Origin of the sequence: Streptomyces himastatinicus ATCC 53653, from assembly GCF_000158915.1 — a bacterium.
GTDB lineage: Bacteria > Actinomycetota > Actinomycetes > Streptomycetales > Streptomycetaceae > Streptomyces > Streptomyces himastatinicus.
In genome coordinates this window covers 2919030-2941620 of sequence record NZ_GG657754.1, presented here as the reverse complement: position 1 = coordinate 2941620, position 22591 = coordinate 2919030, and the positions used below count along the sequence as shown (strand labels likewise).

Annotated in this window: 19 protein-coding genes; 13 read left to right on the top strand and 6 right to left on the bottom strand. The window is 68.9% G+C overall.

Features of this window, described 5'->3' with window-relative positions:
- The first annotated feature begins 31 nt into the window (after positions 1–31).
- A complete protein-coding gene (locus SSOG_RS11825; protein ID WP_009714451.1) occupies positions 32–889 on the top strand; it encodes a hypothetical protein in 858 nt (285 codons plus the stop codon).
- Complete coding sequence (locus SSOG_RS11820) at positions 889–1353, top strand: hypothetical protein (RefSeq protein ID WP_009714450.1); 465 nt, start codon at positions 889–891, stop codon at positions 1351–1353. The genes SSOG_RS11825 and SSOG_RS11820 overlap by 1 nt, the downstream gene beginning before the upstream one ends.
- On the opposite strand, the gene SSOG_RS11815 is transcribed toward SSOG_RS11820, so the two are convergent.
- The 3 genes from SSOG_RS11815 to SSOG_RS11805 are packed head-to-tail and all read right to left on the bottom strand — an operon-like array spanning position 1350 to position 3185.
- Positions 1350–2120, bottom strand: coding sequence for a PIG-L deacetylase family protein (locus SSOG_RS11815; protein WP_039937282.1), 771 nt, complete (start codon positions 2118–2120; stop codon positions 1350–1352). The two genes, SSOG_RS11820 and SSOG_RS11815, sit on opposite strands and share 4 nt — an antisense overlap.
- Positions 2121–2158: 38 nt before the next feature.
- Entirely contained in the window at positions 2159–2362 is a 204-nt protein-coding gene (locus SSOG_RS11810; RefSeq protein ID WP_009714448.1) for a DUF397 domain-containing protein, read from the bottom strand.
- 10 nt (positions 2363–2372) lie between these two features.
- Positions 2373–3185, bottom strand: coding sequence for a helix-turn-helix domain-containing protein (locus SSOG_RS11805; protein WP_281048193.1), 813 nt, complete (start codon positions 3183–3185; stop codon positions 2373–2375).
- Between the two features lie 100 nt (positions 3186–3285).
- Here SSOG_RS11805 and SSOG_RS11800 point away from each other — a divergent pair, with 100 nt between their 5' ends.
- Positions 3286–3591 carry a hypothetical protein gene (locus tag SSOG_RS11800; protein ID WP_009714446.1) on the top strand — a complete coding sequence of 102 codons (306 nt, stop codon included), beginning with the start codon at positions 3286–3288 and terminating at the stop codon, positions 3589–3591.
- Positions 3592–3979: 388 nt separating this feature from the next.
- Here the strand turns inward: SSOG_RS11800 and SSOG_RS11795 are convergent, their stop codons facing one another.
- Together SSOG_RS11795 and SSOG_RS11790 are read right to left on the bottom strand one after the other, a co-directional pair.
- Positions 3980–7837: a GH92 family glycosyl hydrolase gene (locus SSOG_RS11795; RefSeq protein ID WP_009714445.1), complete on the bottom strand. Its 3858-nt coding sequence runs from the start codon at positions 7835–7837 to the stop codon at positions 3980–3982.
- A gap of 238 nt (positions 7838–8075) precedes the next feature.
- Positions 8076–8585, bottom strand: a complete 510-nt coding sequence (locus SSOG_RS11790; protein ID WP_039937280.1) for a hypothetical protein — start codon at positions 8583–8585, stop codon at positions 8076–8078.
- Positions 8586–8922: 337 nt separating this feature from the next.
- Here SSOG_RS11790 and ngcE point away from each other — a divergent pair, with 337 nt between their 5' ends.
- The 9 genes from ngcE to SSOG_RS11745 all read left to right on the top strand — a co-directional run bounded on the left by ngcE (position 8923) and on the right by SSOG_RS11745 (position 21177).
- Complete coding sequence (gene ngcE / locus SSOG_RS11785; protein ID WP_039937279.1) at positions 8923–10359, top strand: N-acetylglucosamine/diacetylchitobiose ABC transporter substrate-binding protein; 1437 nt, start codon at positions 8923–8925, stop codon at positions 10357–10359.
- 73 nt (positions 10360–10432) lie between these two features.
- Entirely contained in the window at positions 10433–11350 is a 918-nt protein-coding gene (locus SSOG_RS11780) for a carbohydrate ABC transporter permease (RefSeq protein ID WP_009714443.1), read from the top strand.
- 61 nt (positions 11351–11411) lie between these two features.
- Entirely contained in the window at positions 11412–12356 is a 945-nt protein-coding gene (locus SSOG_RS11775) for a carbohydrate ABC transporter permease (protein ID WP_009714442.1), read from the top strand.
- Between the two features lie 133 nt (positions 12357–12489).
- Positions 12490–13689: an ROK family transcriptional regulator gene (locus SSOG_RS11770; protein ID WP_039940999.1), complete on the top strand. Its 1200-nt coding sequence runs from the start codon at positions 12490–12492 to the stop codon at positions 13687–13689.
- Positions 13690–13960: 271 nt separating this feature from the next.
- Positions 13961–15058 (top strand): substrate-binding domain-containing protein, encoded by a 1098-nt coding sequence (locus SSOG_RS11765; protein WP_009714440.1) that lies wholly within the window; start codon positions 13961–13963, stop codon positions 15056–15058.
- 141 nt (positions 15059–15199) lie between these two features.
- Complete coding sequence (locus SSOG_RS11760) at positions 15200–15979, top strand: ATP-binding cassette domain-containing protein (RefSeq protein WP_009714439.1); 780 nt, start codon at positions 15200–15202, stop codon at positions 15977–15979.
- Positions 15976–17316 carry a sugar ABC transporter permease gene (locus tag SSOG_RS11755; protein ID WP_009714438.1) on the top strand — a complete coding sequence of 447 codons (1341 nt, stop codon included), beginning with the start codon at positions 15976–15978 and terminating at the stop codon, positions 17314–17316. The genes SSOG_RS11760 and SSOG_RS11755 overlap by 4 nt, the downstream gene beginning before the upstream one ends.
- Positions 17317–17476: 160 nt before the next feature.
- Positions 17477–19435: a 1-deoxy-D-xylulose-5-phosphate synthase gene (gene dxs / locus SSOG_RS11750; protein WP_039937276.1), complete on the top strand. Its 1959-nt coding sequence runs from the start codon at positions 17477–17479 to the stop codon at positions 19433–19435.
- Between the two features lie 272 nt (positions 19436–19707).
- Positions 19708–21177: an amino acid permease gene (locus tag SSOG_RS11745; RefSeq protein WP_009714436.1), complete on the top strand. Its 1470-nt coding sequence runs from the start codon at positions 19708–19710 to the stop codon at positions 21175–21177.
- A gap of 24 nt (positions 21178–21201) precedes the next feature.
- Here SSOG_RS11745 and SSOG_RS11740 read toward each other — a convergent pair whose 3' ends face one another.
- Complete coding sequence (locus SSOG_RS11740; protein WP_009714435.1) at positions 21202–21606, bottom strand: PIN domain-containing protein; 405 nt, start codon at positions 21604–21606, stop codon at positions 21202–21204.
- 67 nt (positions 21607–21673) lie between these two features.
- Between SSOG_RS11740 and SSOG_RS53475 the strand changes: the two genes are divergently transcribed.
- On the top strand, positions 21674–22591 hold a 918-nt coding region (locus SSOG_RS53475), incomplete at its 3' end, for a PLL family lectin (protein WP_009714434.1).

The following is a 22591-nucleotide window of genomic DNA, read 5'->3' as shown; positions in this document are numbered from 1 at the left end:
CACTTGCCCTCACGTCTTTAGCGTTCAACGCATGGTCAGTTCCTCACACGAAGCCCTCCACCGGATTTTCCAGGAGGACACCGGGGCCATCGTCCGAGCACTGCGAAAACTGCTCGGCGTTCCGTTCCCGGACACGAGCAAGACGTTCGTCGTCAGCCCCGACCTCACCGAGATCGCACCCGTCGAGAGACGAGTGGACACCTTGCTCCAGGTCGAGACCGAGAAGCACGGCACGTATCTCTTCGCGATCGAGTCGCAGAGCAGACGGGACAAGGACAAACCGGCAGCCTGGGCGTACTACCTCTCGTACATGTATGCGAAGTTCCGCCACCAGCCTGTGCTGGTCGTGCTCTGCCCGGACGACGCCACGGCTCGCTGGGCCGCCCGTCCCATCACGCTGGGCTTACCGAGCCATCCGTCGCTGACGGTCCGCCCGCTGGTCCTGGGCCCCAGCAACACTCCCGTCGTTAGCGATCAGAGGGAAGTCGTCCGAGATATCCCGATGGCCGTCTTCTCGGCGATTACGCATAGTAAAAGTGAAAACGTCGATGCCATACTGAAGGTCTTGGCAACCGCACTCAGTAGCCTCGACCCCGCTCAGGGGTTCATGTACGCCGAACTCGTTGAAGCCGGTCTCGGAAACACCCCGGCACGAGAGATCTGGAGAGACCTGATGCCCGTGTTGATGAACTACTTCCGTTCGCAGCACGTCCAGCACGCCTTCGCAGAGGTGCGCGCCAACGATCTCCTGCGGTTCCTCAAGGCTCGGGGGCTCGAGGTCACTGACGAGACGCGTGAGCGCATTGAGTCATGCAAGGACATGGATGTCCTCGGTATCTGGGTGGACCGGGCCGGGACCGTCTCTTGTGTAGACGATTTGTTCGACTGATGTCCGCGCTGCTCAACTTCTTCCGCTCCGAGCACTCCCAGGTAGCCTTCGCCAAGGTTCGGGCCGAGAGCCGCGCCGAAACCATTGTGCGGGTCCTCAACCGGCGGGGCTTTGAGGTCGTTGGCATGGCTCGTGAGCGCATCCAGTTGTGTACCGACTTGGAGCTGCTCGGAGACTGGCTGGATGGTGCTCTGACGGTGTCTTCCACGACGGACCTGTGCCACATGCTCGACGTAGAGCCCAACATCTTCTTCCGCTCCAACCTTGGCCAGCGGGCCTTCACCGATGTTCGGATCGAGAGCCGCGCCGAGGACATCGTGCGGATCCTTGGCCAACGGGGACTTGAAGTCACCGGAGAGACGCGTCAGCGCATCGAGGCGTGCAGGGATCTGGACGTCCTCGCCACGTGGCTGGACCGGGCCGTGACCGCCTCTCGCGCGGAGGAGCTGTTCGCGGACGCCTAACGCTCCGGGCGTCGGACGGGGGAGACGTCGATGTACCACTCCCGGCCCAGCAGCAGGCCGAAGAGTGGGGACGGGAGACGGATCATCTTGCGGAAGACGGCGCTTGAGCGGCCCGTGCCGTTGATCTGGGAGCGGTGGGCCGCCAGGGCCGCTTGCTTTTGGCGGGCGTAGCGGCGTACGTCAAGGCGGTGGGTGATGTCCGACCGGGGGCTGAAGCGGGTGTTCAGCTCCTCGGGAGTGAAACGGAGGGGGATCCTCAGCCGGTGGGCCAGGCGGATCAGGCGCTCGGCCGTGTCGCGCGGCATCGTCGCTTCCAGCACCCTGGGCGTCTTGGCCAGTTCGGCGGCGCGGCGGCCGACCTGGTGGACCTTGATGTGGTCGCGGTGGCCGTAGCCGCCGTGCGGGTCGTAATGGAGCAGCATCGACGCGTCCTCGTCGCGGAGGATCGTGGCCAGCCGCTCGGCGGCCTCCTCCGTGTCCGCCCGGACGAAGCGCGCACGGTCCGGCGGGTCGGGGTAGAGGATCGGGCCGTGCCCGCTGTCCGCGTAGCCGAGGTGGACGACGCGGTCGACGCCCAACAGTGCGGCGCTGGTGCGCAGTTCGTGCAGGCGGGGTGATTCGGCCTCCGTTGGCGCGGCGTCCATCAACCCGTCCGTGGCGACCACGACCACCACCCGGTGTCCCTCGTCTGCGAGCCGGGCGAGCGTGCCGCCGGTCAGCAGGGCTTCGTCATCGGGGTGGGCGTGGAATGCCAGGACGGTAGCCATGCGGTCCATCCTGGCATTCGCGGGCGGCGCGGCGCGCCCTACCGGTCCTGGGTGAACCCGTCGAACGCACCGGCCTTCGCCGCGCGTATGAAGGTGCCGAGGGTGGCGGGCGTGGTGGTGAGGATGATGTCCGGTTCGTCGCTCTCCCGGAGGGCGATGGTGTGGGGGGCGGGAGCGGCGACGTAGACGCAGTTGGCTCCTTGGGCGCAGTACGAGGACTTCTGCCAGTCATGGTTGGACACGTGGTTCCCCTTAGCTGCTCTGCGCGATGCGGTGGATAAGGTCCCTGGATGCTGCGGGCTTGTGGGCATACCCCTGCATACGGTCCAGCACGTTTCGGTAATTGATCAATTGGGCCTCCGCGTCGACCAGTTCGATACCGTGACTGGTATCGAGTTCAACGGTGTCGAGCTGCGGGACGGGGCCTCCGAAGTAAACAACTGACTGGCCGGAGCCGGGAAGAGGTCCGGCGCCGAACGGAATCACCACGACGGTGACGTTGTCCCGCTCGCCCATGTCGATCAGGTGCTGAAGCTGTCCACGGACCACGGTGGAGCCGCCGTACCCCATGCGGAGAGCGGCTTCGTGAATGATCGCCGTCAGTGGAGTCGGGGTGTCTCCGTGGAGGATCGCCTGCCGCTTGATGCGGTGCGAGACGCGGTGCTCCACCTCGTACGGTGCGAGTTGCGGGATCCCCGCGTTGAAGACCACGCGCGCGTGGGCAGTGGTCTGGAGCAACCCTGGGATGTGGACCATGGTGGCGACGCGTACGTACGTGGAGTGGTGCTCCACCTCGGCCAGATCGAGCAGTCCGATCGGCAGGAACTCTCGGTACTCCTCCCACCACCCTCGCGTGCGCGTGCCGGTCATGGCGGCGAGTGCGTCGATGTAGTCCTGGTCCCCGCATGAGTAGAGGCGAGCCAGGGTCCGGACACGGTCAGCGCTCACTCCGTGGCGGCCTGCCTCGATGTTGCTGATCTGGGTCTGGTTGCCGCCGAGCAGACTTGCCGCAGTTGCGGCCGACATCCCTGCGCGCTCACGGAGCTTGCGGAGTTCGGTGCCCAGGCGCTGACGTCGCGCGGTTGGTTTAGGCGTGACTCGCTACGGTGTGAATCGCGTCACCGTACGTGCACGGCCCAATTCCCCCTCCTGACGGGAGACTTCCATGGCTGCCTTCGACTTCGACCAAGAACTCCGCGACCTCGCACTCGACCAGGCGCCCCGCGTCTTCGCCGTCGCCGTGCAGTACGAGGTGGAACCTGGCGCGCTGGACGGCGAAATCGCCGCGTGGGGGCTGGCGTACGACGACGGGAGCGCGCACGTGGTCACCGCCAACGGGCGGCACCGGCTCAGCCTCACTTCACCCGAACGAGCGACGTGGTGGTTCGGGCGGGAGAAGGGGATCACCGCGCGGATCGTGTGGTTCGCGGCGCCCACGGCGCCCGCCTTCGAGCGGGCCGAGGCGGCCTGAGACCGGCTGTCGGGCGCGGGCTTCGTCTCGCGCCTGCGGCGCATGGAGCAGCGGCGGGGCCCCGGGCCGGGCCCCGCGCCGTCGCCGTCCGGCGGGCTGTCGTGGCGTTGAGGTGGATGGCGGACACCAGCTCGTGGTGCGTACAGCGACTCGGTGTCTCCCATCCACCTCAACTGGGCGACGGGCCCGTCGGACGGCGACTGCGCGGACTGGCTCCCGGTGGGGCCGCCGCATGCTCCAAGGCGCCGCAGGCGCGAGACGGCGCGGAAGGGGGCCGGGCCGCGACGTCCGATGGCGCTTTGCCACTCGCCACGCACCGTCGCTGGGAGCCGGACAGAACGGCCGGGCCGGGCCCGCGTGTAACGGGCCCGACCCACAACGTGACCGCTCAGCCGAGGAGTTCGACCTCGGCCAGGGTGGCCTTGCCGTCCGGCACCAGGCGGTAGTGCTCGTACGTACCGGGCGTCCGCACCGTGAAGACGCGGGTCTGCTTGTCCCAGGACCATGACTCGTCCGAGCGCTGGTCCAGGGCCTGCCACTTCTCGCCGTCGGGCGAGCCTTCGAGGACCCAGCCGGTGGGGGCCTTGGTGTGGTCGGCGGAGGTGAGGGTGTATTGGACCGCGCGGCCCGCATCCTCGACCGGTAGGGTCGCCGACTCGAACGTCGACTCCGTGCCCGACGTGTCGTCGAGCAGCGCCGTACCCCCGCTCGGCACCGTCAGATCGCGGCGCGGGGTGGGCACCTTGTCGTCCTGGGTGATGGAGGTCGGGGCCGCCTTCGCGCCCGTGCCCCACTTCGAGGGCTCGGCGCCCATCGTGAACTCCAGCGTGCCGCCACGTGCGAGCACTGAATGCGGCAGGGCGGTGGAGTTCCACGGCTTGCCGTTGACCTTCAGGGCCTGGACGTAGACGTTGGAGCGGCTGTTGCGCGGCGCCTTGACGACCAGGTCGCGGCCGTTCTCCAGGTGCACCGTGGCCTTGGTGAACAGCGGCGAGCCGATCGCGTACTCGGAGCCGCCCATCACCAGGGGGTAGAAGCCGAGCGCGCTGAAGAGGTACCACGCGGACTGCTCGCCGTTGTCCTCGTCGCCGTGGTAGCCCTGACCTATCTCGCTGCCGGTGTAGAGGCGGGAGAGCACCTCGCGGACCTTCTCCTGGGTCTTCCAGGGCTGTCCGGCCGCGTCGTACATGTACGTCGCGTGGTGGGCGACCTGGTTGCTGTGCCCGTACATGCCCATGCGGACGTCGCGGGCCTCGGTCATCTCGTGGATGACGCCGCTGTACGACCCCTTGAACTCGGGGGAGGCGGTCTCCGGGGTGGAGAAGTAGGTGTCGAGCTTCTCGGCGAGTCCGGAACGGCCCCCGTAGAGGTTGGCCAGGCCCCGGCTGTCCTGCGGGGCGGTGAAGGCGTAGCCCCAGCCGTTGGTCTCGGTGTAGTCGTAGCCCCAGATCCGCGGGTCGTACTTCTCGGACGGGACGCGCCACTTCCCGGCCTGGTCCCGGCCCTGGAAGAAGCCCGCCTTGTCGTCGAAGAGCGAGACGTAGTTCTGGGCGCGGTGCAGGAAGTAGTCGGACTCTTCCTTGTAGCGGGGCTTCTTGGTCTTCCCGTACAGGGCCCGCCCCATCTTCGCCAGGCCGAAGTCGTTGAGGTAGCCCTCCAGCGCCCAGGACAGGCCCTCATGGGTCTCGGTGCTGGTGTAGCCGAGGAAGGGGGAGGTGGCCATGCCTTTCCTCCCCACACCTGATGAAGGCGGGACGACCGTGGCGTTCTTCAGCGCCGCCTCGTACGCGGCCTCGGCGTCGAAGCGGACGCCCTTGAGGTACGCGTCCGCGAAGGCCACGTCCGAGCTGGTGCCGGTCATGAGGTCGGCGTAGCCGGGGGAGGACCAGCGGGAGATCCAGCCGCCGTCCTTGTACTGCTGGACGAAGCCGTCGACCATCGTCCCCGCGCGCTTCGGGGTCAGCAGGGAGTAGGCGGGCCAGGTGGTGCGGTAGGTGTCCCAGAAGCCGTTGTTGACGTACACCTTGCCGTCGACGATCTTCGCGCCGGTACGGGTCGGAGTGTTCTCCCCGGCGGCGGGCGAGAAGGCGCTCGCGTACTGGTAGTGCGGCTTCCGCACGGTCCCGGTGTTCTCGAAACCGGAATTGGGATAGAGGTACAGCCGGTAGAGGCTGGAGTAGAGCGTGGTGAGCTGGTCGCGGTTGGCTCCCTCGACCTCGATACGGCTCAGGATGTCGTCCCAGGCGCTCTGGGCACGCCGCTCGACCTGCTCGAACGACGTCGAGGCGGGGATTTCGCGCTCCAGGTTGGTCTTTGCCTGGTCGACGCCGATGAGGGAGGTGGCCAGCCTGAGCGTGACGGCGCGGTCCTTGCCGGGGCTGAAGCGGAAGTAGCCGGTGACGTCCTTGCCGCCGCCTCCGGGCAGTCGGCCGCTCGCGCTGACGGGTGCGTCGAAGACGCCGTAGACGAACATCCGGGTGGCGCCGGCGGACCCTCCGCTCTTGACGTCGGAGTAGCCGGTGACGACGCCGTGCTCGGGGTCGAGGGTGAGCCCGCCGTCGTTGTTGACGTTGTCGAAGACGACGCTCGCGTCCTCACCCGGATAGGTGAAGCGCATGACCGCCGCGTGGTCGGTGGGCGCGATCTCGGCCTTGAGGCCGTTCTCGAACGTCACGCCGTAGCCGTACGGCCGGGCGGTCTCCTTCCCGTGGCGGAAGGGGAGCGCGCGGGCGGTGCGGGAGGCGTCCGGGGTGCCGGACGCGGCGGACGGCATCACCTGGAACGTCTGCCGGTCGCCCATCCAGGGGCTCGGCTCATGACTCGCGCCGAACGCCTGGATGGTGGGGAGGTTGTCGTCGTTGTTGACGCGGGCGTACTGGTAGAGCCAGTCGGTCGAGCCCGCGTTGGTCACCGGTGTCCAGAAGTTGAAGCCGCCCGGGACGGCGGTCGCGGGGAAGTTGTTGCCGCGCGAGAAGCTGCCGCTGGAGTTGGTGCCGCGGGTGGTCAGCGCGTAGTCGGAGAGGTGCTTCAGGGGCTTCTCGGGCGCCTTGGGGGCGACGGAGATGTCGTCCACCCAGCCGCGGAACTTCGCCGGGCCCTCGGGGGAGTCGTATGCGACGAGGATCCGGTCGACCGTCTTGCCCGCCGCGACGGCCCCGATCCGGGACTCCTTGTGGTTCCACTGGTTGACGTACAGCGTCTTGGAGGCCGCCTGCCCCTGGGGGCTCATCCGGGCGCCGTGCTGGTCCACCGCGCCCGCGAGGTCGCTGAGGTAGGTGCCGTCGGTGAAGGCGAGGTCGACGGAGACGTGGGTGGCCGGGTAGGTCAGATCGGTCTCGGCCATCGACGGGAAGATCCGGTACGAGAGCAGGGTGTCGCGGGTGACGGCCGTGTTCACGTCGAAGACCTTGTTGTACGAGTACGCCCGGCCGTCCGGCTTGTGGGTGCCCGCGTAGCGCAGGGCGTGGGTGCCGGTGAAGCCCGCGTTCCCCTTGGCGGTGGGGGAACCGGACGGGCCCCGGTCGACCAGGCTGCGCATGTCGGCGGGGGCGGGCGGGGTGGTGTCAACGTTGGCGAACTGCGTCTCGGCGAGCTGGGTGGCGTCCGCCCCCTTGTTGCGCGTGATCTCCAGGCGTAAGTGGCGGTAGGCGGCGGCGCCCTCGACCGAGAACTCCCTGGTCTGGTGAGGCTTGTCGAAGACCTGATCCTTGCGGGTGTCCAGGGTGGTCCAGTCGGAGCCGTCGGCGGAGCCCTTGAGCGTCCAGTCGGCCGGGTCGCGCTCCGGGGCGTCGTTGGCGGAGGTCAGGGCGTAACGGACGACGTCGACGGGCTCGGAGAGGTCGAATTCGAGCCAGGGGGTCCGGTCGAACGCGAGCCACTTGGTGGTGACGTCACCGTCGACCAGGTTCTCCTTGGTCTCGCCCGCGTCGGCGTACTCGCCGCTCGCCCGGACGGCGGTGACCTTGTCGGTCACGTTCCCCGGGATGCCGGAGGTGTAGCCACCGTCGACGCCGTCGGCCTTCTTCCCGCCGCCAGGGGTGGTCTCGACGGTGTTGCGCCAGTCGGGCTGCGGATCGTCCGCTTCGAAGGACGAGGCGAACTCGGCGGTGGTGCGGTCCGCGGCCGCACCGGGACCGCGCGGAACGGCGCTCGCCGCACCCTGCGCGGTCACCACCAGCAGAGCGGCCGCCACCAGGGCGGCCGCTCGACCTGATGGAGGTCTGCGTCTGAGCCGTCTCTGTCGCATACTCAGCCTCTCAATGAGTCTGACAACGTTGTCGATTGGGTGGGGCAGGGATAAGTAGGGCGTTGCGGGGAGGGCGGTGTCAAGGTGACGGACGTGCACAAGCCATGCGGGTGATCACTCCATGCGGGTGATCTTGGAGTGGCGACCGCGCGACGCGGGCCGCACCCGCGCCGGGATGCGGCCCCTGTCCATGACGGCCGGTCAATAATCCATCAGCAGGATCCATCGGCGCGACCCATCAGCCGGGAGAGCTGGACTTGGTGGCCATCGACAGACGGCACTTCTTCGCCTTCTTGGAGGAGTCCGCCTGGAGGCCGGAGACCTTGATGGTCTTGTCGGAGTTCCCCGCCACCGAGGCGTCGGACTCGGTGCCCGTGGTCACGACCTCTTCGGAGCTGTCCACGAACCCGACGAGGAGGAAGTAGTAGGCCGTGGAGGAGCTGGAGTTGCTGATCTTCACATTGGCGTACGGCTTGCCGTCCGTACTCCAGCCGCACGTGCCCATCTTGGCGTCCGCCGATATCAGCCCGGAGCCGCCGGTGGGCGGGTCCGTGGGGTCGTCGGTGGGGTCTTCGGTCGGCTCCTCCGTCGGTTCCACCGGGAGCCGGGCCATGCCCTTGCCGATCGCGGCACCGCCCTTGGTGTCCTCGGCCGGGGAGCCGCCTCTGTCCGTGCCGCAGCCCGCGGAGAGCGCGAGTGTCGCGGCCACGACAACACTGGTGGCGAGGGGGAGCTGCTTCCGGGACACGAGGACCGCCTCTCAAGGAGCGCACGCACGGCTGAGTGCCGTACGGGCTGGGCCCCCACGGTATGTCGGACAGGTCTCAACTCGGGAAAGATGCCCACCCGATGACCATTCGATCTTGCCCTCTCGATGCCCAGTGGACTATACCTGTCGCCTCAGGGGGAGGCCGCGCCGCGGCCATGCCGAGTCGGCCTCGGCGGTTCTGAGCTCTCCCGGCGCACACCCAGCAATTCCGCTTCACGCTTCAACTGACCCGCGGTGTCGGGCCCCTCGCCCGGAGGCGAGCATGTACGGGAAACCGTTACACCGCCTGAGTCCTGACGAAGGCGAGGACTTGAGCATGGGATCCACCCCAGATTTCGGACGGCGTGATCTGATCAAGCGGTCGGCGGCCCTCGGGCTGATCACCGTGCCGGCGATGAGTGTGCTCTCCGCTTGTGCCAGCGGCGGCGATGACGACACCAAGAAGGTCGACAAGGGCGAGAAGAGCGCCAAGAACCCGCTCGCCGTCAACGCGAGCGCGCCGCTCGACGTCGTCATCTTCGACGGCGGCTTCGGCCAGAAGTACGCCAAGGACGCCGAGGCGGAGTACGCGAAGGCGTACCCGAAGACCAAGGGCAAGATCAAGCACGCCGCGACGCAGAAGATCCAGACCGTGCTCCAGCCGCGGTTCAATGGCGGTACCCCGCCGGACCTGGTCGACAACTCCGGTGCCGAGCAGATGGACTTCGGCACCCTGGTCAGCAAGAACCAGCTGACCGACCTCACCCCGCTGCTGGACTCGCCCTCGCTGGACGACCCGAAGAAGACGGTGCGCGAGACGCTGCGCCCCGGCGTGGTCGAGATGGGCCAGTTCGACGGCAAGCCGGTGTGGATCCTCTACTACGCCTACACCGTCTACGGCGTCTGGTACTCCAAGACCAATCTGGCCAAGCTCGACGCGGAGTACCCCGAGACCTGGGACGACATGCTCAAGGTCTGCGAGAAGGCGAAGAAGAAGGGTGTCGCGGGCTGGACCTACCCGGGCAAGTTCCCGTACTACCTGCCGTTCAGCCTCTACCCCTTCATCGCCAAGATCGGTGGCCGGGACGTCCTGGACTCGATCGACAACCTGGAGCCGAACGCCTGGAAGCACCCTGCCGTGAAGGCCGCCTTCGAGGCGTACTACGAGCTGTACAAGAAGGGCTACATCCTCAAGGGCACCCCGGGGCTCACCCACATCGAGTCGCAGACCGCCTGGAACGAGGGGAAGGCGCTGTTCATCCCGAACGGCTCCTGGGTGGAGAACGAGGCGAAGAAGACCACGCCGAAGGACTTCCAGATGGCGGTGGGCGCGCCGTCCAGCCTCGACAAGAGCGACAAGATGCCGTTCGGCACCCTCTGGGCCTCCGGCGGTGAGCCCTTCATCGTGCCGAAGTCGGCGAAGAACCCCGAGGGCGGCATGGAGCTGCTGCGGATCATGCTCGGCGAGAAGTCGACCAAGAACTTCGTCCAGCAGGTCTCCTCGCTCTCCTCGCTCAACGGCGGCACCGAGGGCCTGACCCTGCCGTCGGGTCTGTCGTCCGCGCAGCAGGTGCTGGAGAAGGCGGGCAAGAACGTCGTCAACCCGCGCCTCCAGGACTGGTACGTGACGCTCCAGAAGCAGCAGATCGGCGTGGGCGTGCTGGGCGAGATGATGGCGGGCCGGATGACTCCGGCCGAGGCGATGAAGAAGTGCCAGAAGTTCGCCGACGCCACGGCGAAGGACGATGCCGTCAAGAAGTACAAGCACGTCTGACCGAGGCACATCTGATGGGATTCGATGCGTCACCGGCGGCATTATCCGCGAGGGAAGTCCGAGGTCGGTAGAAATGCAGCATGGTAAGTACCGGTTCATCGCGGGCTTCCTGGCCCTGCCGGTGATCCTTTACGCGATCTTCGTGATCTCGCCGTTCGTCCAGGCCATCTACTATTCGTTCACGGACTGGACCGGCCTGAGTTCCGACTTCAAGATGGTCGGGTTCAGGAACTACGACTGGCTGCTGAAGGACGACCTCTTCTGGAAAGCGGTCGGCCACAATGTTCTGCTGCTGCTGGTCGTGCCGCTGGTGACGCTCGGTCTCGGACTCTTCTTCTCCTTCATGCTCAACGTCGGCGGCCGCGGAAGGAAGAACGCGGCCGTCACAGGCGTGCGCGGGTCGAGCGTCTACAAGGTGATCTATTTCTTTCCGCAGGTGCTGTCGATCGCGATCGTGGCCCTGCTGTTCCAGTTCACCTACAACCCGCGCAACGGCGCGCTCAATGCCTTCCTCGGCGGCATCGGCCTGGACGGGCTCCAGCAGCAGTGGCTGGCCGATCCGAACTTCGCGCTGTGGTCCCTCATGGTCGTGATGGTGTGGAGCAACGTCGGCTTCTACGTCGTCCTCTTCTCCGCCGGGATGAGCTCCATCCCCAGGGACTTCTACGAGGCCGCGCTGCTCGACGGCGCCAACCGCGTGAACACCTTCTTCCGGATCACCCTGCCGCTGCTGTGGGACACGGTCCAGACCGGCTGGATCTACATGGGCATCATCGCCCTCGACGCGTTCGCCGTCGTGCAGATCATGACGGTGGGGCCAGGCGGACCCGCCGACTCCACCCAGGTGCTCGGCTACTACGTGTACACCAAGACCTTCCACGACGGGCAGGCCGGGCGCGCGACCGCGATCGGCGTCGCGATGCTGATCGTCACCCTGATCTTCGCGGTCGTCGTGGGCAAGCTCGGCCGGCGCGAACGGCTGGAGTACTGATGCCGGGGCCCGCGACCGTAACCGCGCACCACCGCTCGACCGCCGACCTGGGGGGATCACAGTGACCTCGCAAGCAGAGCCCTCGGAACTCCCCGGCGTCACCAAGGACGACGAGCCGCCGCTCGCCGCCCCCGCCGCCAAGCGGCCGCCGCGCTTCACCCCCGAGGGGCGGATCGGCAGCGAGGGCAAGGTCCTCAACGTCTTCTCGCACGGCATGCTGGTGATCTGGGGGCTGCTCGTCACCATGCCGCTGCTGTGGGCGGTGATGAGCTCCCTCAAGACCGACAAGGAGATCTTCACCTCGCCCTGGGGGCTGCCCTCGGCGCTGCACTTCGACAACTGGTCGCGCGCCTGGAGCAAGTCCAACATCGGCGACTTCTTCTTCAACACCGTTCTGGTGGTGGGCTGTTCGCTGGTCGGCACGATGCTGCTGGGGGCGATGGCGGCGTATGTGCTGGCCCGGTTCGAATTCCCCGGGAAGCGCGTCGTCTACTTCATGTTCGTCGGCGGGATGAGCTTTCCCATCATCCTGGCGCTGGTGCCGCTGTTCTTCGTCATGAAGAACATGAGCCTGCTCAACACCTTCCACGGGCTGATCCTGGTCTATATCGCCTATTCGCTGCCCTTCACGGTCTTCTTCCTGACCTCCTTCTTCAAGACCCTGCCCACCTCGGTGGCGGAGGCGGCACTGATCGACGGCGCGTCCCACACCCGGACGTTCTTCCAGGTCATGCTGCCGATGGCGAAGCCCGGACTGATCAGCGTGGGCATCTTCAATTTCCTCGGCCAGTGGAACCAGTACATGCTGCCCACCGTGCTCAACACGGACGAGGACAAGCGGGTGCTCACCCAGGGGCTGGTGCAGCTCGCGGCCAGCCAGCAATACAAGGGGGACTGGTCGGCGCTGTTCGCCGGGCTGGTGCTGGCGATGCTTCCGGTGCTCGCGGCGTACATCGTCTTCCAGCGCCAGGTCCAGACCGGACTGACCGCCGGAGCGCTCAAGTAGAACCCCGCGTAGGGCCCCGCATAGTGCCCTTTATGTGAACGAAACGAATGTCGCGTCAAGGGCTTGACGTGGCACGAGCGAGGCCGCTCAGCTTAGAGTTCACATGTTGGAGACAAGGCGGGAGTGGATGGGCGTGGAGACTCCGGGATCGCAGTCGTCGCTGCACCGGGCCAATCTCGAGCGGGTGGTCCGTGCGGTGCGCATGGCGGGCTCGCTGACCCAGGCGGAGATCGCCCGGTCCACCGGGCTGTCCGCAGCCACCGTCTCCAACATCGTGCGCGAGCTGAAGGACGGCGGAACGGTCGAGGTCACGCCCACCTCGGCGGGCGGCCGCCGGGCCCGCAGCGTCTCGCTCAGCGGGGACGCGGGCATCGTCGTGGGCGTGGATTTCGGCCATACGCACCTCAGGGTCGCGGTCGGCAACCTGGCCCACCAGGTGCTGGCCGAGGAGGCGGAGCCGCTGGATGTGGACGCCTCCTCCGCGCAGGGCCTGGACCGGGCGGAGCAGCTGGTCAGCAGACTGATCGCGGGTACCGGCCTGAGCCAGGACAAGGTCGTCGGCGTCGGCCTCGGCGTCCCGGCCCCGATAGACGTGGAGACCGGCACGCTCGGCTCGACCGCGATCCTGCCGGGCTGGGCGGGCACCAACCCGCGCGACGACCTCGCCCAGCGCCTCGGCGTGCCGGTCCACGTGGACAACGACGCCAACCTCGGCGCGCTCGGCGAGCTGGTCTGGGGCTCCGGGCGCGGGGTCGCCGACCTCGCGTACATCAAGGTCGCCGACGGTGTCGGCGCGGGGCTGGTGATCAGCGGCCAGATCTACCGCGGCCCGGGCGGCACGGCGGGCGAGATCGGCCACATCACCCTGGATGAGTCGGGCCCGGTGTGCCGCTGCGGCAACCGCGGCTGTCTGGAGACCTTCGCCGCGGCCCGTTACGTCCTGCCGCTGCTGCACTCCGCCCATGGCGCGGACCTCACCATCGAGCGCATGGTGCAGCTCGCCCGGGACGGCGACCCCGGCTGCCGCCGGGTGATCGCGGACGTCGGCCGCCACATCGGCAGCGGCGTGGCGAACCTGTGCAACCTGATCAACCCCAGCCGCATGGTGCTCGGCGGCCACCTCGCCGAGGCGGGGGAGCTGGTGCTCGGCCCGATCCGCGAGTCGGTCGCGCGGTACGCCATTCCGAGCGCCGCCCGTCAGCTGGCCGTGATGCCCGGGGCGCTCGGCGGCCGGGCCGAGGTGCTGGGCGCCCTCGCGCTGGTGCTGAGCGAGATGGGCGACTCGACGCTGCTGGAGGGTGCGCTGTCGGCGGGCACTCCGGCGCTCGCCTGAGCCCACCGGCGGGCACCCCGGCGCTCGCCTGAGCCACCGCCGCACGCCCTGACTGCCTGCCATTCTTCCTGCCCCCGAGGAGCTTTGCCGCGTCCTCGGGGGCATTTTCCATGCCCGTTCGGGCAACTCCGGGCTGTGTTCACTCAGATAACGAATGGCACCGTTGCCATCTCGTTAAGGATTTACTTCTTGACGCCATGACGGGGCCGGAGTTGACTTCACGCCACCTCGGCCGCAATGACGCGGCCTCGTCAGGGAGGTCACCCCCGTTATGAACGCAACGATGCGTCGCGTCGCCATTGCCACCGCCGTCGTATCGATGGCCGCCTCGCTCGCCGCCTGTGGTTCGGCGAAGGAAGCCGATGACAAGGGCGAAAAGAAGAAGAAGTCGGGACCGCTGAACATCGGGCTCCTCCTGCCCGAGGACCAGACGGCGAGATACGAGAACTTCGACCGGCCTCTGATCAAGAAGAAGATCCTGGCCGACTGCGCCGACTGCGAGATTCACTACGTCAACGCCAAGTCGGACCCCGCGGTGCAGCAGCAGCAGGTCGACTCCATGATCACCAAAAAGGTCGACGTCATCATTCTGGACTCGGTGGACTCCAAGTCCATTTCCGGTTCGGTCAAGAAGGCCGCCGAGGCGCATATCCCGGTCGTCGCCTACGACCGGCTCGCCGAGGGCCCGGTGTCCGCGTACACGTCCTTCGACAACGAGACGGTCGGCAAGGTCCAGGGCAAGGCGCTGCTGGAGGCCCTGGGGAAGAAGGCCAAGGACGGCAAGGTCGTCATGCTCAACGGCTGGGAGGCCGACCCCAACGCCGCCATGTTCAAGAAGGGCGCGCTCTCGGTCCTCAAGGGCAAGGTGGACATCGCCAAGTCGTACGACATCGACCGCTGGCTGGCCGAGGAGGCCAACAAGGCCATGACGGGCGCCATTTCCTCCGTCGGCAAGAGCAACATCATCGGCGTCTACTCCGCCAACGACAGCATGGCGGGCGGCGCGATCACCGCGCTCAAGAGCGGTGGCGTCAAGCCGCTGCCCCCGGTAACCGGCCAGGACGCCGAACTCGCCGGTGTGCAGCGGGTGGTGAGCGGCGAGCAGTACATGAGCGTCTACAAGTCCTACGTGGAGGAGGCGACCGCGGCCGCGAAGATGGCCATCGCCCTCGGCCGCGGTGAGAAGGTCGACGGGACCAGCACGGTCGACAGTCCGACCACCAAGGACATCCCGGCCACGCTCATCCCCCCGGTCTCGCTGACCAAGGACAAGATCAAGAGCACCGTCGTCAAGGACGGTCTGTACACGGTTAGCCAGATCTGCACGGCGAAGCTGAAGGCCGCCTGCGACAAGGCCGGGCTCAAGTAGGTCCTGCCGGACCGGAGCGGGCCGCCGTGACTTTCGCCGGCGGCCCGCCCGCCGACCCCTCTCACACCCCCCGAGGGGAGAGCTCTCTCCCCTCCGTCACACAGCAGGGGACGCCCCCTGCCCGGAACGGAGACGGCCATCGTGCCAAACGAACCCGTGTTGGCGTTGCGCGGGATCTCCAAGCGGTTCGGCGCCGTCCAGGCGCTCACCGACATCCACCTGGAGGTCCGCGCCGGTGAAGTGGTCGCCCTGGTGGGCGACAACGGCGCCGGGAAGTCGACCCTCGTCAAGGCGATCGCCGGAGTCGGCCCCGCCGACGAGGGCGTCCTCGCATGGCAGGGCAAGCCCGTCGAGATCGCCCGCCCGCACGACGCCCAGGACCTGGGCATCGCGACGGTGTACCAGGACCTCGCCCTGTGCGACAACATCGACGTCGTCGGCAATCTCTTCCTCGGCCGCGAGATCCTGCGCGCCGGGGTGCTGGACGAGGTCGAGATGGAGCGCCGCGCCCGCGAACTGCTGAGCACCCTGTCGATCCGCATCCCCAGCGTGCGCATCCCGATCGCCTCGCTCTCCGGCGGCCAGCGGCAGACCGTCGCCATCGCCCGGTCGATGCTGGGCGAGCCCAAGCTGGTCATCCTGGACGAGCCGACCGCCGCCCTCGGTGTCGAGCAGACCGCGCAGGTCCTGGACCTGGTCGAGCGGCTGCGCGAGCGCGGTCTCGCCGTGATCCTCATCAGCCACAACATGGCCGACGTCAAGGCGGTCGCGGACCGGGTCGCGGTGCTGCGGCTGGGCCGTAACAACGGCATCTTCGACGTCCGCACCACCTCTCAAGAAGAGATCATTTCCGCCATCACCGGCGCCACGGACAACGCCGTGACCCGCCGCAAGGCGCGCAGCGGGGAGGCCGCCAAGTGAGCACCCGTCTCGACAAGACCAATGACGCCCATGGCGGGGAGGGGACCGGCGGGGGCGGCGGCAGCAACAAGGCCCCGGCCGGACCGGCCGACGCCGGTCCGGTGGCCAAGGACGCCGTCACCGTGGTCGATCCGCGGCTGCTGGTGCGCCAGGAGGGCTTCAAGGGCTACCTCAACGAGTTCGTCCGCAAGATGCGCAGCGGCGACCTGGGCGCGGTCCCGGTGATCGTCGGCATCGCCGTGATCTGGGCGGTCTTCCAGTGGAAGGACAGCGCCTTCCTCTCGCCCAAGAACCTCTCCGACCTGTCGATCCTCATCGGCGGCACCGGCATGATCTCGGTCGGGATCGTCTTCGTGCTGCTGCTCGGCGAGATCGATCTGTCGGTCGGCTCCGTCAGCGGTCTGGCCGCGGCCACCCTCGCGGTGCTCAACGTGCGCGAAGGCGTGCCCGAGGGCGTCGCCGTGATCGCGGCGCTGGCCGTCGGCGCGGCGCTGGGCGCCGTACACGGCTTCTTCTTCGCCAGGATCGGCGTCCCGGCGTTCGTCGTCACCCTCGCCGGTCTGCTGGCCTGGAACGGGCTGATGCTCCAGGTGCTCGGCACCACCGGCACCCTCGGCATCGACGACGACAGCTTTGTGCGCATGCTCACCGATCACTACTTCAGCCAGCTCATCGCCGCCTACGGCGCGGCGACGGTCGCGGTGGCCGGGTTCTTCCTCGCCCAGTTCCTGGACAGCCGGCGCCGCAAGGCGGTCGGCATACCCTCGCGGCCGCTGAGCGAGATCCTGGTGCGCACCGCCGTGCTCGCGGTGATCGTCTACGCGGTGGCCTGGCGGCTCAACGAGTACATGGGCCTGCCGCTCGCCCTGGTGATCTTCGTGGCGGTACTGGTCACCCTCGACTTCGTGGTGCGCCGCACCCCGTACGGACGCAAGGTGATCGCGCTGGGCGGCAGCGTCGAGGCGGCCCGCCGCGCGGGCATCAACGTGGTCGCCGTACGGATCTCGGTGTTCGCGATATCCGGGCTCATGGCCGCGTTCGGCGGTCTCATGATCGCGTCCCGGATCGGTTCCGCGAGCCAGCAGGCCGGTACCGGCAACCTGCTCATGGAGGCCATCGCGGCCGCGGTCATTGGCGGCACCAGCCTCTTCGGCGGACGCGGCTCGGTGTGGTCGGCGATGCTCGGCATGCTGGTCATCGGGTCGATCTCGTCGGGGATGAACCTGCTGGGCGTCGCGAACTCCGTGCAGTACATGATCACCGGCGCGGTGCTGCTGGCCGCCGTGGTGATCGACTCGGTGTCGCGCAGAACACAGCGCTCCGCGGGGCGTGGGTGAGGAACCTCCTCCGCTTCGGGTACGTCTTCGGGGCCGGGGGTTCATATCGACACCCCTCGACCGCCCCGGAGGCGAACCGGGCCCTCCCGTAGGGCAGCATTAGACTCTCGGGGGCTACTGGCAAGGCTCGACGGAGACGCTCGACAGCAAGGAGGCACGGGTGCTGCTGACCGGCATCAGGGGACCGCGCGATCTGGACCGGCTCGCCCCGGAGCAGCTGAACCAGCTGGCCGCGGAGATCCGCACCTTTCTCGTCGACGCCGTGTCCAAGACCGGCGGGCACCTCGGACCCAACCTGGGCGTGGTCGAGCTGACCATCGCCCTGCACCGGGTCTTCGAGTCGCCGAGGGACAAGGTGCTCCTGGACACCGGGCACCAGTCCTACGTCCACAAGCTGCTCACCGGGCGCCAGGACTTCTCGCGGCTCAAGAAGAAGGGCGGGCTGTCGGGTTACCCGTCGCGCGCCGAGTCGGAGCACGACGTCATCGAGAACAGCCACGCCTCCGCCGTCCTCGGCTGGGCCGAGGGCATCGCCAAGGCGAACGAGATCCAGGGCAAGCAGGACCACGTGGTCGCGGTCATCGGCGACGGCGCGCTGACCGGCGGGATGGCCTGGGAGGCGCTGAACAACATCGCCGCCGCGAAGAACCGCCCGCTCGTCATCGTCGTGAACGACAACGAGTGGTCGTACTCGCCGACCATCGGTGGTCTCGCGAACCACCTCGCCACCCTGCGCACCACCGACGGCTACGAGCGCTTCCTGGCCCGCGGCAAGGACCTGCTGGAGCGCACCCCGGTCGTCGGCCGCCCGCTGTACGAGACGCTGCACGGCGCGAAGAAGGGGCTGAAGGACTTCATCGCCCCGCAGGGCATGTTCGAGGACCTGGGGCTGAAGTACGTCGGCCCGATCGACGGCCATGACATCGAGGCGCTGGAGTCCGCGTTCCAGCGGGCGAAGCGTTTCGGCGGCCCGGTCATCGTGCACTGCCTCACCGAGAAGGGCCGCGGCTACACCCCGGCCGAGCAGGACGAGACCGACCGCTTCCACGGCATCGGCCCGATCCACCCCGACACCGGGCTGCCGATCTCGGCGGGCGGCGCGGACTGGACCTCGGTCTTCGGCGAGGAGATGGTCAAGCTCGGCGAGGAGCGGGAGGACATCGTCGCGATCACGGCGGCGATGCTGCACCCGGTGGGCCTCACCGAGTTCGCGAAGCGGTTCCCCGAGCGGGTCTACGACGTGGGCATCGCCGAGCAGCACGGCGCCGTCTCCGCGGCGGGGCTGGCCACCGGCGGCCTGCACCCGGTCTTCGCGGTCTACGCCACGTTCCTCAACCGCGCCTTCGACCAGGTGCTGATGGATGTGGCGCTGCACAAGTGCGGGGTCACCTTCGTCCTGGACCGCGCCGGGATCACCGGTTCGGACGGGCCGTCGCACAACGGCATGTGGGACATGTCGCTCCTCCAGGTCGTCCCCGGGCTGCGGATCGCCGCCCCGCGCGACGCGGGCCAGGTCCGTGCCCAGCTGCGGGAGGCCGTCGAGGTGGACGACGCCCCGACCGTGGTGCGGTACTCCAAGGGCGCGGTCGGCCCGGAGGTCGCCGCCGTCGGCCGGATCGGCGGCATGGACGTGCTGCGCGAGCCCGCGGCGAGCGCGGCGGACCACCCCGATGTGCTGCTCGTCTCGGTCGGCGCGCTGGCGCCGATGTGCCTGGAGATCGCGGACCTCCTGGACAAGCAGGGCATTTCGGCCACCGTGGTCGACCCGCGCTGGGTCAAGCCGGTGGACGAGGAGCTTCCCGCGCTCGCCGAGCGCCACCGCGTCGTCATCACCGTCGAGGACAACAGCCGGGTCGGCGGAGTGGGCTCCGCCATCGCCCAGGCGTTGCGCGACACCGGCGTCGACATGCCGGTGCGCGACTTCGGCATCCCGCCGCGCTTCCTGGAGCACGCCTCCCGCAAGGAGGTCATGTCCGAGATCGGGCTGACCGCACCGGACATCGCCCGCCAGGTCACCGGCCTGGTGTCGCGGATCGGTGGCCGCTACGAGGAGTCGGCCGGTACGGAGGAGGCGGGCGTGGCGACGCGTCCGGCGACCGCCGAGCCCGTGCGCGACTGACGGCTTCGCTTCGAGGGCCCCGGCCCGGACCCGCGCGGTCCGGGCCGGGGCCCTCATCTGCTCCGACCGGCCCAGCCCCGTCCCGCCTGCCCGCCCCCATCGGGTGAATCGGCGGGGCCGCCGAGTGTGCGCGCCGCGCTCCAGGGCGGTTGGCAGAACCATGACGCGCAGGGGCTGGCGTGGAGGTGTCACCGGTGAGCGATGAGGAACCAGGCGGCGACGGCGGCCGAAGCGGCCCCGGGGGCAAGGCGGGCAAGGCCCGGCCGGACTATCTGCGGACGAAGTCGATCGAGCAGTCCATCCAGGACACCGAGGAGCCCGAGTACGCCCTCACCCGGTCGCTGTCCGCCCTGGACCTCACGGTCTTCGGCGTCGGCGTCATCATCGGCACCGGCATCTTCGTGCTCACCGGGGCCGTCGCCAAGCAGCAGGCGGGTCCCGCGACCGCGCTGGCCTTCGTGGTCGCGGGCGTGGTGTGCGCACTGGCCGCGCTGTGCTACGCCGAGTTCGCCTCGACCCTGCCGGTGGCCGGGTCCGCGTACACCTTCTCGTACGCCTCGCTCGGCGAGCTGCCCGCCTGGATCATCGGCTGGGACCTGGTCCTGGAGTTCGCGCTCGGCACCGCCGTGGTCGCGGTCGGCTGGGCGGGCTACGTACGCTCCCTCCTGGACAACGCCGGGTGGCGGCTGCCCGACGTGCTCTCCGGCCCCGATGTGGCGAGCGGTTTCACCTTCGACATCCTCGCGGCCCTCCTGGTGCTGGTGCTGACCGGGATCCTGGTCCTGGGCATGAAGCTGTCCGCGCGCGTCACCTCCGTCGTCGTCGCGGTGAAGGTGACGGTCGTGCTGCTCGTCATCATCGCGGGCTCCTTCTTCATCGACGCGGACAACTACCGCCCCTTCATCCCCGAGGCCCAGGGGACGGTGTCCGCCTCTGGGCTCAGGGCGCCGCTGATCCAGCTGATGGCCGGTTACCAGCCGACGACCTTCGGCGTCGCCGGGATCTTCACCGCGGCCGCCGTGGTCTTCTTCGCCTTCATCGGCTTCGACGTCGTGGCCACCGCGGCGGAGGAGACCAGGAACCCGCAGCACGACATGCCGCGCGGCATCCTCGGCTCGCTCTTCATCTGCACCGCGCTCTACGTCGCGGTGTCCATCGTGGTCACCGGCATGCAGAAGTACTCCGAGCTGTCGGTCGACGCCCCGCTCGCCGACGCCTTCAAGGCGGTCGGACAGCCCTTCTACGCGGGCCTCATCAGCTTCGGCGCGGCGATCGGGCTCACCACCGTGTGCATGATCCTGCTGCTCGGCCAGACCAGGGTCTTCTTCGCGATGAGCCGGGACGGGCTGCTGCCCCGGGTCTTCGCCAAGGTGCATCCGCGGTTCGGCACCCCGTACCGCTCGACGGTCCTGCTGGGCGTCCTGATCGCTGTGGTCGCCGGGTTCACCAGCATCTCGGAACTGGCGGCCCTGGTGAACATCGGCACCCTCTTCGCGTTCGTCGTCGTCGCGCTCGGCGTCGTCGTCCTCCGCCGCACCCGCCCCGACCTGCCGCGCGCCTTCCGCGCGCCGTGGGTGCCGGTGCTTCCGGCCGCGTCCGTGGCGGCGTCGGTGTGGCTGATGCTCAATCTGCCCGCGGAGACCTGGCTGCGGTTCGCGGTGTGGATGGTGCTGGGCGTCGTCATCTACGTCCTCTACGGGCGCAGGCACAGCCGGGTGACCGAGGTGGGCACGCGCAGCTGACGGTGTGCGTCTCTGACGCCGTGTCTACCCCCGTACGGCGCGGGGGCCCACGACCTCCGCGCCCAGCGCCGTCACCCGCTCCCGCAGCTCCCGGTCGGCCGTGACGACCAGACAGGGCCGCCCGGGTTCGCGCGCGGCCACCAGATCCACGATCAGGTCGTCCGCGCTCCCCGGCGCGGCCTCCACCCGTACGCCCTCCACCGGCTCCACCCCGCGCGCCGCGCCCTCCACCACCAGGACGATGTCCAGGGGCGGTTGACGGGCCCACTCGGGGACGTCCGCGCGCTCGGGGACGCCGCTCACCGCGACCGCGCCGAGCCGGTCGCGCAGCCGCTCGGCGGCCCCGTGCCGGTCGCGCCACCAGCCGTCCGGTACCGAGCCGACCACGTTCGCTGCGTCCACGACGACAAGCCCGACGAGACCACTCATAGACCAGGCAAAATACTATGGGCGAGGGGGATCAGGAAGATCGACGCGGGAAGGTTGGCGGCGGGCCATGGTGTTGCGGTTGCTCCGCGGCAAGGACGGCAGGCTCACGGCCTACGCACCGGTGGCGGGGGGTGTCGCCCGCTGGACCGAGGAGCGTCCCGGCGGACCGGACTGGGCGGGCCCCTGGCTGATCGAGGTGCCCGGGCTCGTCCGGCTGACGGTGGCTCAGGGGGCCGACGGCTACGCCCATCTCGTGGGACTCCGGCGCAGGGAGGGCAAGGACGGGCCACAGGTCGACCTCGTCCACGCCACCCAGTTCCAGACCGGCCGCGCGCTCACCGCATGGCACTCCCTGGGCACCCCGCACCCCAAGGACCGCACCAAGGCGCAGCGGACCGGCCCACCGGCCGCTGCGGTGGACTCCACGGGCGCGCTCCGGGTCTTCGTCCGCAACGCCGGGGGCGGGGTGAGCGCGCGGCGGCAGGACCCCAAGAAGGGGACGTGGGAGCGCTGGACCGACTGGAAGGGCACGGACGTGCTGGACGGACTGTCGGCGGCCGTGACCGCCGACGGCCGCCTCGAAGTGCTCGCACCGGCCGGGAAGGGCGCCTCGCTGCGCTGGTACCAGCCCACGCCCGGCGCCGCCCCGAAGCGGGGCGAGGACGTCCCCGCCGACGCCCGCCCGGATTCGGCGTCCGCGGTGGAGAGCAGCCCCGGCACCGTCACCCACTACTGGCGCGACGCGGGCAGCGGGGAGATCCTGGCCTGGCGGCCGGAGGCACCCGCCCCGGCGCCGCTGGGCGGGGCGTCGGGCACCGGCCCGGTCGCGGCGCTGCGCGCCCCGGTGGACGGCCACGACTGCGTCGTCCTGGCGCACCGTGACGCCTCCAGCGGCCGGCTGGCCGTCGCCGCGCATCCGGCGGAGGACGAGGCGGCGGGCGTGTGGTGGACGCCGTCCGGCGACCCCGGCGCCCAGCACCCGGCG